Annotated in this window: 10 protein-coding genes; 7 read left to right on the top strand and 3 right to left on the bottom strand. The window is 65.3% G+C overall.

Annotated features, from left to right (window positions below):
- Window positions 1-17 precede the first annotated feature (17 nt).
- Window positions 18-2,312 (bottom strand): bifunctional acylase PvdQ, encoded by a 2,295-nt coding sequence (gene pvdQ, locus AC3WJP_RS11205; protein WP_493721399.1) that lies wholly within the window; start codon window positions 2,310-2,312, stop codon window positions 18-20.
- Window positions 2,313-2,631: 319 nt separating this feature from the next.
- Between pvdQ and AC3WJP_RS11200 the strand changes: the two genes are divergently transcribed.
- On the top strand, window positions 2,632-3,174 hold the full coding sequence (locus AC3WJP_RS11200; RefSeq protein WP_493721330.1) for an RNA polymerase factor sigma-70: 543 nt from the start codon (window positions 2,632-2,634) through the stop codon (window positions 3,172-3,174).
- A gap of 218 nt (window positions 3,175-3,392) precedes the next feature.
- Entirely contained in the window at window positions 3,393-4,373 is a 981-nt protein-coding gene (locus tag AC3WJP_RS11195) for a FecR family protein (RefSeq protein ID WP_493721329.1), read from the top strand.
- Here AC3WJP_RS11195 and AC3WJP_RS11190 read toward each other — a convergent pair.
- Window positions 4,361-4,912 carry a sigma-70 family RNA polymerase sigma factor gene (locus AC3WJP_RS11190; RefSeq protein WP_493721398.1) on the bottom strand — a complete coding sequence of 184 codons (552 nt, stop codon included), beginning with the start codon at window positions 4,910-4,912 and terminating at the stop codon, window positions 4,361-4,363. The genes AC3WJP_RS11195 and AC3WJP_RS11190 overlap by 13 nt on opposite strands.
- A 222-nt stretch (window positions 4,913-5,134) precedes the next feature.
- Between AC3WJP_RS11190 and AC3WJP_RS11185 the strand changes: the two genes are divergently transcribed.
- The 3 genes from AC3WJP_RS11185 to AC3WJP_RS11175 are packed head-to-tail and all read left to right on the top strand — an operon-like array spanning window position 5,135 to window position 9,801.
- Complete coding sequence (locus AC3WJP_RS11185) at window positions 5,135-6,331, top strand: efflux RND transporter periplasmic adaptor subunit (RefSeq protein WP_493721328.1); 1,197 nt, start codon at window positions 5,135-5,137, stop codon at window positions 6,329-6,331.
- Complete coding sequence (locus tag AC3WJP_RS11180) at window positions 6,332-8,299, top strand: MacB family efflux pump subunit (protein ID WP_493721327.1); 1,968 nt, start codon at window positions 6,332-6,334, stop codon at window positions 8,297-8,299.
- On the top strand, window positions 8,296-9,801 hold the full coding sequence (locus AC3WJP_RS11175) for an efflux transporter outer membrane subunit (RefSeq protein ID WP_493721326.1): 1,506 nt from the start codon (window positions 8,296-8,298) through the stop codon (window positions 9,799-9,801). Before AC3WJP_RS11180 ends, AC3WJP_RS11175 begins: the two co-directional genes overlap by 4 nt.
- Before the next feature lie 344 nt (window positions 9,802-10,145).
- Here AC3WJP_RS11175 and pvdP read toward each other — a convergent pair whose 3' ends face one another.
- Window positions 10,146-11,765, bottom strand: coding sequence for a pyoverdine maturation tyrosinase PvdP (pvdP, locus tag AC3WJP_RS11170; protein WP_493721325.1), 1,620 nt, complete (start codon window positions 11,763-11,765; stop codon window positions 10,146-10,148).
- A gap of 155 nt (window positions 11,766-11,920) precedes the next feature.
- On the opposite strand from pvdP, the gene AC3WJP_RS11165 reads away from it, so the two are divergent.
- Together AC3WJP_RS11165 and pvdO are read left to right on the top strand one after the other, a co-directional pair.
- A complete protein-coding gene (locus tag AC3WJP_RS11165) occupies window positions 11,921-13,303 on the top strand; it encodes a dipeptidase (protein ID WP_493721324.1) in 1,383 nt (460 codons plus the stop codon).
- A gap of 8 nt (window positions 13,304-13,311) precedes the next feature.
- Window positions 13,312-14,214, top strand: coding sequence for a dihydropyoverdine dehydrogenase (pvdO, locus tag AC3WJP_RS11160; protein ID WP_493721323.1), 903 nt, complete (start codon window positions 13,312-13,314; stop codon window positions 14,212-14,214).
- The last annotated feature ends 7 nt before the right edge of the window (window positions 14,215-14,221 follow it).

The following is a 14,221-nucleotide window of genomic DNA, read 5'->3' as shown; positions in this document are numbered from 1 at the left end:
CTCGCTAAAGGGAACGGCTACTTCAACTCCAAGACCTCACTTCCACCATCGGCCTCGATCTGCGCCGGTGTAAAGGGCAACGAGCGCCATTGCTGCGCCGAGAACAACTGCGTCTGGTCCTTGAAGTGCCTGGACGCCGGGTCGCTGGACTGGGAAAACGCCAATAGCCCCTGGGCCACCGGACCTGCCTGATCGAAGCTGACCAGCTGGATATAACTGCTGCCGCCATCGACATCGAAACCCCGCCCGTCCGGCGTGGTGGTGATCGCGTTGTAGATCCCCAGCTTGCCGTCACCGCCGGGGATGGCGATACGCTGCTCGCCACGGCGCACGGTCTGCAATTCACCCCAGCGGGTATCCGCCGGCAAGCCCATGGCCGCAACCCGCGCCTGGGCATCGGTCAGGCTCTGCGCCAGGCGCTTGGCGACATCGGCGCGCTCCCAGGCGATGCCACGCGGCGTATGGATCGGGTCGCTGGCCGAGAACGGCTGGCGCCAAGGTTCATGACCTTTCTGCAGGGCGGCCATGGTCAGCTGGAAATACACCAGCCCCAGGCCGCTGTCGACCTGTGCGCGACGGTCCCAGCGGCCCAACGCCGTGCAGGCCGGGCGCAACGCGCTGCCGCGCTGGGCACGGCAGAAGGCGAGGATGTCGTCCAATGCCAGATCCGCCAGATGCACCTGGTTGCCCTTCACCAACCCCGCCAGAAACGCCCCGCTCAGCGGACCGCCCGCGTGCTGTTGCAACTGGCTCAGGGCAAAGCGCGCGCGCAGCCCCAAGGGCCGATCGCTGCGGCTGATCAAGGGCGAAAAACCCACCAGCGCAGCGGCGGGCTGAGTCATCCAGGCGCTGTCGTTGGAGTTCTGCAACACATCGCTGCGCAGCAGTTGCGGCAGATGCTGCGCGGCGACGATGCCCTTCTGACGCGCGCCGGGGTCATCCTGCCAATTGCATTCGCTGCGGCTGCCGTCCAGCCCCGGCAAACCGGCCTTCAGCAACTCGGGATCGGCACATTGGGCCAACTGTGTGGTGGGCACGTTGGGGATGACCGAGGCGTTCATGTACAGCGCATCGCCCTGATCGTCGACCGCCAGGGTGTTGACCCAGGGGATGCCCTGGATCGAGGCAACCACCTGCTGTAGCTCCCTGACGCTGTGGGCGCGGTTCATCGCATCCCATTGCGTGAGGATTCGATCGTTACCCAGGTTGACGTCCTGCAGCGCATAGGCGCGCTGCCGGTCCCACGGCAACAGGCCGGGGATGGTCACCAGCGGCCCGAAGCGCGACTCGTACAGGTCGTGGCTGACCGTTATGACCTTGCCATCGGCGCCCCGGACCTGCACCTGCAGGCTGCGCTTTTTCAGGGCCTCACGTTGACCGTCGACGCTGTAGCTCAGAGCGTCCCGAGGGTCCAGTTCGAGGCGATGCAAGGTGAAGTGGCTGGACTGGTCGACCGTGTGCGTCCAGGCCAGATGCTGGTTGAAGCCGATGTTCACCAGCGGCAAACCCGGTAGCGCCGCGCCCATCACATCCAACTGGCCGGGCAGCGTCAGGTGCATCTGGTAAAAGCGCAGGCCGCCGCTCCAGGGAAAGTGCGGATTGCCCAGCAGCAGGCCCTTGCCGTTGTCGCTGCGGGCGCCGCCGACCGCAATGGCGTTGCTGCCGTGGGTGGCGGCAAAGGCGTTGAACTCGGCCAGATAGCGCGTGGCCAGGCGGCCTGGTGCCGAGGGCGACAAGGCTGCCATGGGCCGGGCCGCGGCCGGTGGCGCCGCGCCGACCATGGCCGAGGCGAATCGGCCTATGCCGCCTTCGACCAGCAAGCGCCGCGCCAGGCGCACCACGTCCTCGGTCTGCAGCGGGCGCAGCCAGCCGGCATTGCGACACAAGGCCGGCTGCTGGCTGACTGGGGTCTGCGCCAGGTAACGATTGAAACCGGCGACGTAGCCGCTGATGCGCTGCTGCATGGCGGGCGACTGCGCACGCCAGAACGCTTGCACCTGCTCATCGCTGTTGAGCCAGTGGAAAAAGATATCCGAGGTCAGGTTGTCCAGTCCGGTGGAGGAATGACCCGCACGGCCCTGTATCAGCGAGCGCTGACCACTGACGGTCAGCACCTCATCGGCCAGCAGGCACAGGTTGTCCCGGGCGTAGGCATAGCCAATGCCGTAGCCCAGGCCATGTTCATCGGCGGCCTCGACATGCGGTACCCCCAGTGACGACCAGCTGATGCGGGAAATGCTCGGTGCATCGGCAGCACAGGCGGATACCGCCAGCAGGCAGCCAGCGAGGCCGGCCACGGCCCGTAGGGGAATCGGATGCACAGCGGCTCCTTGAATGGAATCGAAAATCGTTGTTGAACAAACGCATGGCCAAGGCGGGAATTTAGTCGCCGGCGACACCGGGAGCACCGCGACCAGATTCAAGCGTTCAAAAACATTCTGGTCGATACCCTCAACACCGCTGTTTTACTGGGCCAAGGTTACTTTTTGTCACTAAAAATGCACTCTTTTAGAGCAAAAAAACGCACAGATAGAACAAATTCTCATTTGACAATGATAATCAACAAACCTATTGTCCACGCCGTCGAAAGGAACCAAACCCTCTGTCAACCCCGGCCGCATAGGTATCTCCATGCAGGAATCAGGCACCACAGACCTCCACCTCAATGGATTTCCGTCCCTTCTCCAGACCTTGATCAACAACCGCGCCGGCCTGATCAAAGCCGCCGCCAGAATCACAGGTTGTTACAGTCGTGCCGAAGATGTCGTCCAGGATGCCTACCTGCGCGTCTCGAACATGCAGGTCGATACACTGCCCTTCAATGCGCGCCTCAACTACATCTTCCGCATCGTGCGCAACCTGGCGATCGACCACTACCGCAAGCAGTCGATGGAGCAGAAGTATTTCGTCAGCGATGACAACGACCTGAACTCAGCGCCGCAACTGTCCAACCCGGAATCGATCAATGTCGATCGTCAGACACTGGGCAGCGTCAACGACGCGCTGCTGCAGCTGCCGGAGCGCACGCGCTATGCGTTCATCATGTATCGCGTGCACGGCAAGCAGCAGAAGGACATTGCCGCAGAATTGGGGGTCTCACCCACGCTGGTGAACTTCATGATTCGTGACGCGCTGGTGCACTGCAAGAATTCGCTGGGTGCTCAGTTGCATTGAGCCAGGGGGCGTCTATCGGGGCATGGCCTTGTCGGGGGCGAGCCCCCTCGCTACAGGGACTTTGTCCAGCCGCTGAGTTGATGGCACCTAGACATCGGCCGGCCTTGATGAGCTACACTAGGCAGCATGATCAATTCTTATCCGCATTGAACGATCTTCACAGCAGCGCCCAAGACTGCTGCATAAAATGCCCAGCTCAGCCCGACCGGTAGCCCGTGATGTCCAGCCCCAGCGCCCCCGATCCATCCAGCTCGCGCCTCAGTGATGAAGCGGCGCATTGGTGCATGCGGCTGCATGAAGAGGACTTCGCCGACGAAGAACGCGCGCAGTTCGATGCCTGGCTCAAGTGCGATCCGGCCCATCAACGCGAGTTCGACGCGATGATGGAAATCTGGGCCCTGAGCGCCTATCTGCCCACCCCCGCGCCCCCCGTACCGATTGCCAGACGCCGCTCCCGGCGTCCGCTGCTGGCCGCAGCGCTGCTGGTACTGGGCTTGCCGCTGGCAGGTTTCATCGGCTGGCAGCTAAGCTGGATCCCGGACAGCTATCACCGCTACCAAAGCGATGCCAGCGTCAGCAGCGTCACCCTCCCGGATGGCTCCAAGGTGCAGCTCAACCTCGCCACGCGCCTGTCGTTCGCCAACTTCAAGGACCGGCGCAGCGTGACCCTGAGCCGGGGCGAGGCGTATTTCGAGGTCAGCCACGACGCCAGGCATCCGTTTCTGGTCGACGCCGGGCGCGGGCAGATCCGCGTGACCGGGACGCACTTCAACGTGTGGACGTATCAGGATCAGGTGGTGGTGACGCTGACCGAAGGCTCGGTCAAGGTCATCAACGACCGCGGCCGCCCCGATCAGGTCGCCTACCTGACGCCGGGGATGCAGGCCCGCTACGACGCCCAGAGCGACCTGGCGCAAGTCAGCCTCGCCGCCCCCACCACGGCCCTGGCCTGGCGCGATGGCAAGTTGATCCTCGACGACCTGCCCCTCGGCGAGGCCCTGCCACGGATCAATGCCTATCTCGAATCCCCGGTGCACCTGGCGGATCGCAAAACGGCGCAGCTGCGCATCGGCGGTATCTACAACACCGGCGAGATCGCCGGGCTGGTGCAGAACCTGCCCAAGGTGCTGCCGGTGCTGTTGAGTCGCAACGATGAGGGCGCCACGGTGATCCGCGGCAAACCGCGCTACGCGCGCTGATCTTGCGCCAGGGCTTCGGCCTGCCACTTCTGCATGCGTACACGACAGTGCTTCATGGCATTGACGATGTGCTTTTCGACCATGTGCAGGGAGACGTCCAGCCGCGCGGAAATTTCCGGATGCGACAGGCCTTCGAGCTTGCGCAGCAAAAAGCACTGGCGACAGGGCTCGCTTAGCTCGGCCAGAGCCCGTTGCAGCAGGTCGAGATTCTCGTCATGGCTCGAGCGCGTGTAAGTGGGCGCCTGGAAGAAGCGCTCGTCGCGGTCGAGGATATCCAGCGACTCATTGCGACGCACGCGGTTGCGCCGGTGGCCGTCGACGATCAGGTTGATCGCGGTGCGGTACAGGAACGCCCGAGGGTGGGTCACCTGCGTGTCCTCGCGCAGCTCCAGTACGCGCACATAGGCATCGTGGGCGACGTCCTCGGCGGCGTGGCGGCTGCCCATGCGAGCACTGAGATAGCCCACCAACTCACGGTAGTAATGTTCGAACAGGACACCGGGGGCAGCCATCGACGACGCCTTCCTTGCAGTAGAGATCCATGGGGTGAATGCAGTGCAGGCGAAATGATAGCGCCGCAATGAAGCTAAATTATAATAATTATCATCAAGTTTAAAGCCGTCGTTACATTTTTACCGGAACCGGCCCCCTCGCGCGTCTTGATCCCGTGCCTAAATTTGCGCGCTTTACCCTCGTCTACTCGACAGCCTCCCGCGCTGCTCCGAGCAGACGGCGTTACCCTCCACCGGCCGGAACCCTGCATGACTTCCCCTCGCCTGACTCGCCGCATTGCAACCGCCGTACTGTGCCTGATCCCCGTGGCCGCGCTGGCGGCCTGGCGGTTGCTGCCGGATGACGCTGCGCAACGGCCCTTCGTCAGTGTCACCCGCGGCGATATCGAATCCAGCGTGACCGCCCTCGGTACCCTGCAGCCGCGCCAGTACGTCGATGTCGGCGCCCAGGCGTCGGGGCAGATCCGTACCCTGCATGTCGAAGTCGGCGACACGGTCAAGCAAGGCCAACTGCTGGTGGAGATTGACCCCTCCACCCAGCAGGCCACTCTGGATGCCGGGCGGTACGCCATCGACACCCTCAAGGCGCAGGTCAAGCAGCAGCGCGCCGAACACCTGCTGGCCGAACAACAGCTGCGCCGCCAGCAACGCATGGCCAGCGACGGCGCGACCCGCGATGAAGACGTCCAGACCGCCCAGGCCAAGGTGCTCACCACCCAGGCGCAGATCGACATGTTCCAGGCGCAGATTCTCCAGGCCCAGGCCAACCTGCGCAGCGCGCAAGCGGAACTTGGCTACACGCGCATCTACGCGCCCATGAGCGGCACCGTGGTCGCCCTCGATGCGCGCGAGGGCCAGACCCTCAACGCCCAGCAGCGCACACCGCTGATACTGCGCATCGCCAGGCTGTCGCCGATGACCGTCTGGGCCGAGGTCTCGGAGGCCGATATCGGCCAGGTCAAGGCTGGCATGCAGGCGTACTTCACCACCTTGAGTGGCGGCGCACGGCGCTGGACCAGCACCGTGCGGCAGATCCTGCCGATCCCGCCCAAGCCCCTCGAGCAACTCAGCCAGGGCGGTGGCAGCCCGGCGGCTGCCAGTGGCAGTTCGGGCAATGGCGCAAGCAGCAGCGGCAGTGGCCGCGTGGTGCTCTATACCGTGCTGCTGGATGTCGACAACGCCGACAACGCGCTGATGGCGGACATGACCGCACAGGTGTTCTTCGTGCACGCCAGTGCCCAAAACGTGCTGACCGCGCCCATCGCCGCCTTCGCAGGCCCTGGCAATGCCGAGGGCAGGCAGCAGGTGCAAGTCCTCGCCGCCAATGGCCAAGTGGAACACCGCCAGGTGCACACCGGTATGAGCGACCGCCTGCGCATCCAGATACTCGACGGCCTGACCGAGGGTGACAAGTTGCTGGTCAACCCTGCCGGCAGCGGTGGCTGAATGAATATCCCGCTGATCGAACTGCGCGGCATCCGCAAATCCTATGGCGGCGGCGACAGCCCGCAGGTCGATGTGCTGCGCGGCATCGACCTGGCCATCCATGCCGGGGAATTCATCGCCATCGTCGGCACCTCGGGTTCGGGCAAATCGACGCTGATGAACATCCTCGGCTGCCTCGACCGCCCCAGCGCCGGCCAGTACCGCTTCGCCGGCGAAGACGTGGCCGGCTTCAACGGCGACGAACTGGCCTGGCTGCGCCGCGAGGCGTTCGGCTTCGTGTTTCAGGGCTACCACCTGATCCCCTCGGCCTCGGCCCAGGAAAACGTCGAGATGCCCGCCATCTATGCCGGCCTGCCCGCCGGTCCGCGTGCCGAACGGGCCTGCGCCCTGCTGCAGCGCCTGGGGCTGGGCGAGCGCACCGGCAATCGGCCGCGGCAGTTGTCCGGCGGCCAGCAACAGCGGGTGTCGATCGCTCGCGCGTTGATCAACGGCGGCCACATCATCCTCGCCGACGAGCCCACCGGTGCGCTGGACAGCCACAGCGGCGCCGAGGTGATGAACCTGCTCGACGAACTCGCCAGCCAGGGCCATGTGGTGATATTGATCACCCACGACCGCGACGTCGCCGCCCGCGCCCAGCGCATCATCGAGGTCCGCGATGGCGAAGTGATCAGCGACAGCGGCGCCGCGCAAACCGACCAGCCGCCACCCCACGGCGCTCTGCAGGCCACCGATCTGCGCCAGCGCCTGAGCGGCGCCAACAGCGATCGCGGCGATTGGCTCGGCGAGACCCGCGACGCCTTGCATGCCGCCTGGCGAGTGATGTGGAGCAATCGCATGCGCACCGCCCTGACCCTGCTGGGGATCATCATCGGCGTGGCCTCGGTGGTGGTGATGCTGGCCGTCGGCGAAGGTAGCAAGCGCCAGGTGATGGCGCAGATGGGCGCGTTCGGTTCCAACATCATCTACATGAACGGCGCGCCGCCGACGCCCCGCGCCCCCCCAGGCAATATCCGCCTCAGTGATGTGGCGGCGCTGGCCGAGCTGCCCCAGGTGAAGAACATCATGCCAGCCATGACCGTGTCGGCGCAGGTGCGCTACGGCAACCGTGACATGACCTCCACCATCGGCGGCTACAACCCGCAGTTCCCGACCCTGCTCAACTGGCCGGTGACCGAGGGCAGCTTCTTCACCAACGCCGACATGACCACAGGCGCCGCCGTGGCGGTGATCGGTTCAGAGGTGCGCAAAAAGCTGTTCATCGACGGCCAGGACCCGATCGGCCAGTACATCCTGGTCGAGAACGTGCCCTTCCAGGTGATCGGCGTGCTGGCCAGCAAGGGCTCCAGCGGCGCCAACCAACGCAACGACCTGCGCATCGCCATCCCCTACTCGGCTGCCAGCATTCGCCTGGCCGGCACCGAATACCCCGAGTACGTGATCATCGGCGCCGCCGACAGCACTTTGGTCCATGAGGCGGAACAGGCGATCCGCAATTTGATGCTGCGCCTGCACAACGGCGTGCATGATTTTGAAATCGACAACAGCGCGGCGATGATCCAGGCCGAGGCCCATACCCGCAATGGCCTGTCGTTGATGCTCGGCGCCATCGCGGCGATCTCGCTGCTGGTGGGCGGGATCGGCGTGATGAACGTGATGCTCATGACCGTGCGCGAACGCACCCGCGAGATCGGTATTCGTATCGCCACCGGGGCTCGGCAGCGCGACATTCTGCGCCAGTTCCTTACCGAAGCCGTGGTGCTGTCGCTGGTCGGCGGTGTGATCGGCGTCGTCCTGGCGCTGTTGATTGGCGGCGCCTTGAAGCTGGGCAATATCGCCGTGGTGTTTTCCGCGCTGGCGATCCTCGGCGCCTTTGCCTGCTCGGTCGCCACCGGGGTGATCTTCGGCTTCATGCCCGCCCGCAAAGCCGCCCGCCTCGACCCCGTCGCCGCCCTGACCAGTGAATGACCATGACTAAAGCCCCCTTGCTTGCTCTGCTTGTATTGGTCAGCGCCTGCAGCCAGACGCCTGTGCGGCTCGACAGCGGCATCGCCGCGCCGCCGCATTGGCAGCATTGCCAGTGCGCAGATGGCGGTGATCATGCCGGCCCCTTCGCGGGCAAGCCTTGCTCCCACAGCAAAGCCAACGCCGAACACCTGTGGGAGCAGGGCTTGCCCGCGAAGAGGCCAGCCCAGTCAACGCAAAACACACAATGGTGGACCGCCTTCAATAGCCCACAGCTCGTACAGCTCATCGACCAGGCGCGCCAGGGCAGTTACGACCTCAAGGCCGCCATGGCCCGCATCCGCCAGGCCCGCGCCGAGGTGCGCATCGCCGGCGGCACACTATTGCCCCGACTCGACGGCGGCGCCGACGCCTACCACGAGCGCCTGCTCAGGGGCCAGGGCTACAGCGAGCAGGACGCCACCAGCAGTGAGCGCACCTACAAGTATTTCGACACCAGCCTGACCGCCAGCTACGAGGTGGACTTCTGGGGTGGCAACGCCGCCGCCCGCGACAGCGCGCGACTGGGCCTGAACGCCACGGCCTTCGATCGCGACACCCTCGAGCTGAGCCTGCTGGGCAGTGTCGCCGACACCTACGTCAGCGCCCTCGCCGCCCGCGAGCAGGCGCGCATCGCCGAGCTCAATCTGCGCAACGCCGATAACGTGCTCAAACTGGTGCGCAACCGCTACCAGGCCGGCTCCGCCACGGCGCTCGAGCTGGCCCAGCAGCAGAGCCTGGTGGCCAATCAACAACGGCAACTGCCGCGCTACCGACAGCAAACCCGTGACGCGCTCATCGCCCTGGCCACCCTGCTCGGTCAACCGGTCGAGCAACTGACGCTCAGCGAGCAACCCTTCGAGCAACTGCAAGGCCCCAGTATCGACGCCGGTGTCCCCAGCCAACTGCTGACCCGCCGCCCGGATATCGCCAGCGCCGAAGCGCGCCTGGCAGCGGCGCAGGCGGATGTCGGCGTGGCCCGCGCGGCGCTGTTCCCGCAGTTGACCTTGACCGCGGCCCTGGGCACCGGCGATGCGCGCGCCATCAACCTGCTGCGCAACCCGGTGCTCAATGTCGGCGCCGGCCTCACCGCGCCGATCTTCAACAACGGCCAGCTGCGCGCCGAACGGGACAAGGCAGTGGCACGCCAGGACGAGCTGCTGGAGACTTACCGCGGCGTGCTGATCAACAGTTTCGCTGAAGTGGAAAAGGCCCTGAACAGTGTCGATGGACTTGATCAGCAGACCCGTTGGCAGAGTGAGGAGCTGAACCAGGCGCAACGGGCGTTCGATCTGGCGCAGAGTCGCTATCGGGCTGGTGCCGAGGATTTGCTCACCGTGCTGGAGGCGCAACGCAGCCTGTATGGCGCGCAGGCCGAACGGGTGCAGTTGCGCCAGCAGCGGCTGCAGGCGAGCGTGGCGCTGTACAAGGCGCTGGGGGGTGGGTGGGCCAGCGAGGCGAGGTGACTGGCGCTCCGCCGAGCTGGGGCATGCCAGGTGGCGAGGGGGCTTGCTCCCGATGCGGTGTATCTGACGGAACAATTGCGTCTGAAAGTCCGTATCGGGGGCAAGCCCCCTCGCTACAGGAACATAGCTGCAATACAGGCTTGTCAGAGTGGATGTGTTCGCTTCACAAATGCTCCCTGGTCGGCCCGGCCGCCAGATGCCGGCCATACTGGTGGCGAGGGGGCTTGCTCCCGATGCGGTGTATCTGACGGAACAATTGCGGCTGAAAGTCCGTATCGGGAGCAAGCCCCCTCGCTACAGGGACATAGCTGCAATACAGGCTTGTCAGAGTGGATGTGTTCGCTTCACAAATGCGCCCTGGTCGGCCCAGCCGCCAGATGCCGGCCATACCAAGGCCGGCGCGGCGCCCGACCGGCCAAGCGATCCGCCTCTTCGTCAGGGCTGAAGATCACCTCCAGCGCCAGCTTCATCGTCTCCACGTCCAGCCGCTCACCGCCGCCGCCATTGCCCATCCCCCAAGCCCCACACCCTTGCTTCGACGGCCCCAGCCACGGCTCGGCCACCCGCACCCAAGGCCCCGGCGCAAACCACGGAATGCCGTTCACGGTCTTGGGTTTCACCTCCCCGGGATGCGCCTGCTGATGGGCCAGGAACCAGTCATCCAGGCGATCGTCGATCCAGCCATGAAAGGCCCAGAACACCGGGTTCACATGGGACGAAAACGGATCCCCCAAAAAGTCGTTGTCAGCGCGAAACCAGCGCTCGGCAAAATCATCAGGGCGCCGCGCATACACCATCGGATAGCCAGCGTCCGGGTCGCGCCCCAGCGCCGCCCAGCGCATGTGCAGCCAATCATGAATCCCCAGCTCGATCCGCGAACCCAACTCGCCCAGGCACAGCGTGCTGAGATACTGCGGATCGTGCAGCTGCGCTTCCCACAGCTGAAAATTCGCGTATAGCCCGTCGGCACTCTTGATGTAGTAGAGCCACTGATTGAAATGCTCGTCGTCCTCGGCCACCCAACTGGGCGGCACGCTGTAGCCGCTGCGATTGCTGAGGTAATCGACAAAGGCCGGCACCCCCTGGGCGATGGCCGGACGCGGCGGCGGAATGCTCGCCCACGAACGCAGATCCTGCACCTGCCGCACGCCATGCAGCATGTGCCGATGCATGAACAGAAAATCCTCCCCCGAGCCATTGCGGTGACGGTCATGACCGCGGGCGTTGCGCTCCTTGCCCGGGGTGCCGACCTGCCAGCCCAGGGCGCGAATGGACTGACGCCGCGACTCGTCGATGCGGTGCCAGCGATCGCGACTGGCATGCCACAGCTGGTGAAAATAACGACGTTGGGGGGAGATCAGATCCTCATGCAGCGCCGGCACATACGGCAAGCGCTCACGGGCCTGGACAAAGTGACGACGCACCACCACAAAGCGCGCCCGCGGCCCGGAGTAACCGGCCTGAGTGCCGGAGACACGTACCTCGCCGCTGATGGTCGCGCCACCACCCCCCTCGCTCCACACGCCCCAGATCTCGTCCAGCACCGCCTCGCAGTCGTAGGCCTGGCCCGAAGGCGCGACCAACTTCCAGCGCAGGCTCGGCAGTTGCTCTGCCTCCAGCCGCCCATACAGCTGCATGCCGTCATCACCATAAGGCGCACGCCCCAGATAACCGCGCACGGCACGGGCGTTCTGGCCCACGTCGAGAATCAACTGCAGCGGCTGCGCCAGCTCCGGCAACTGCTGCGTATCGCCCAGCAGTTGCCAGTCCCAGATGCCCACCAGACGCTCGCTCAGCAAGGCATTGGGCAGGTCGGCCACCGGAATGCCGGGCTCGTCGGAGTTCAGTTCGGCCTCCTGCGCCCGCTGATATTCCTGCCATTGCTGGCGGGCGGCAAACCCCGCCGGCAGCGCTACACCAGCGGCCACCAGGCCAGCCAGCATCCTTCGACGCGACACCTTCATCCACTGTACTCATGACGTGACTACTGCAGCGAAAACGAACGGTTGCCGGGGCGATTTAGCGCAGCGCTAAATTCTCTGTGAGGCGGCTCGTTTCACCCAGACAGTTCGGACGGCGCTGCTGTGGAGCGCGGTCGCACCAACGGGTCGAGACAGTCATGACGAAACACCCTCAGCAATCGCGTAAATGGCCCTATGCCGTGGCACTGATCCTCCTGCTGGCGCTGGTCGCTGGCGCAGGTGCCTGGTGGTACTGGGTGTACCGCGAGGCGCATCCCTATAGCCGCGAGATCGAGCGGCGCGCCAACGCCTTGCAGGAGCGCATCCTCAGCCTCGACGGGCACCTGGACGTGCCGCTGAGCTATGGCACCGACGGCGAAGAAGCCAACCGCGACGGCCCGACGCAATTCGACCTGGTCAAGGCCGGCAAAAGCCGCCTGCGCGGCGCCTCGATCGCCATCTGGTCGTGGCCGGAATTCTGGAGCGGGCCCAACTGGCCACACCGCCCGACCAGCGGTTTTCAAGCAGCCATGGCCAACGAACTGGAGGTGCGCTACCGCATCATCACCAGCATCGCCAAGGACTTCCCCGACCAGGCCGGCATCGCCTACACCCCGGCCGACTTTCGCCGCCTGGCCGCCGAGGGCAAATTTGCCATCGTCCTGAGCATGCTTAACGCGGCCCCCCTGGGCGACGACATCGACCAGCTCGACCTCTGGGCGGCCCGCGGCGTGCGCGTGTTCGGCCCAGGCTATGTGGGCAACAACAGCTGGACCGACTCGGCGCGGCCGCTGCCCTTTCTCGGTGACTCGGTGGACCCACTGGGCGGCCTCTCCGCCCTGGGCCGCCGCGCCGTGGCCAAGCTCAACGACCTGGGCGTGGTCATCGACGTCGCGCAGATGTCCAGCCAGGCCCTGACCCAGGTCACCCAGCTGAGCCGCGCCCCGGTGCTGGTCTCGCACACCGGCGTGCAGGGCCTGATGGATATCCGCCGTAATTTGAGCGATGCCGACCTGGCCAACATCAAGGCCACCGACGGTCTGGTCAACATCGTCGCCTACTCCAAATACCTCAAGCCGTTCTCCCGCGAGACCATCGCCAAGATGAACGAGCTGCGTGCCCGCTACCACCTGCCCGACGTGCAGAACCAGACGCAGATGGGCACCACCACCGACCCGGTGTTCTCGATCTGGTCGGAGAAAAAATTCGGCGAATACCTCACGCCCTTCTACGACATCCTGCGCCAGGAGCCCGAAGCGACCTTGAGCGACTACGTCGACTCCATCGATTACGCCGTGAAGAAAATCGGCATCGACCACGTCGGCATCAGCTCCGACTTCAACGATGGCGGCGGCGTGATCGGCTGGCAGAACAGCAGCGAGAACCGCAACGTCACCGCCGAGCTGATCCAGCGCGGCTACTCCGACGAAGACATCGCCAAGCTCTGGGGCGCCAACTTCCTGCGCGTCTGGGAGGCCGCCCAAAAAGCCGCCAGACCCGCTGAATCGGCGTCCGCCAACCCTGTCGTTCAACATCCGTAAGGACCCTCATGAAACGCCTCAACGCCTTCATCGCCCTCGCCTGTCTGTCGCTGTCGCTCGGCGCCTTCGCGGCCGAGCCCGCCGAGCCTGCCGCACCCGCCGACCCCACCGCGCCCGGCAAGGTCTTCCAGGACTGCAAGGACTGCCCGGAAATGGTCGTGCTGCCCGCCGGCAGCTACACCATGGGCGTGCCCGATGACGAAGTGGGCCGTCAGTCCGACGAAGGTCCGCTGCACCAGGTGACCTTCGCCGAACCCTTCGCCATCAGCCGCTTCCACGTCACCGCCGAGCAGTGGCAGGCCTACACCAGGGACACCGGCCTGGTGATCCCCGACGGCGACGATCGCCCGGGCCGGCGCTGCACCAACGGCAAGCCCAGCTACCCCCAAGGCCCGCGCCAACCGGCGGTGTGCATGGACTGGGAAGAAGCCCGCGGCTACATCGCCTGGCTGGCGAAAAAGACCGGCAAGCCCTACCGCATGCTCAGCGAATCGGAGCGTGAATACGGCGCCCGCGCCGGCTCCACCGGGCCCTTCCCCTTCCCGTTCGACAAGGCCGGCGGCTACCAGATCACCGAGCACGCCAACGGCTACGGCCCCAGGGACGGTTACACCTACACCGCCCCGGTGGGCAGCTTCGCGCCCAACGCCTTTGGCGTCTACGACATGCACGGCAACGTCTACGAATGGCTTGCTGACTGCTGGCACACCGACTACGTCGGCGCCCCCACCGACGGCAGCGCCTGGGTCACCGGCGGCACCTGCGAGCACCGGCAGATCCGCGGCAACGACTGGATCGAACCGCCGATCTTCTCCCGCTCCGGCAACCGCAACGAGCGCGAACCCGACGTCCGTGGCGACTGGTTGAGCTTTCGCGTAGCCCGCAACCTCAACGGTGCCGACAAGGACTGAACACGAA

This window comes from Pseudomonas sp. GW821-FHT01A09 (assembly GCF_058986725.1).
The sequence above is the reverse complement of the archived record's forward strand: the minus strand, read 5'-3'. Positions and strand labels throughout refer to the sequence as shown.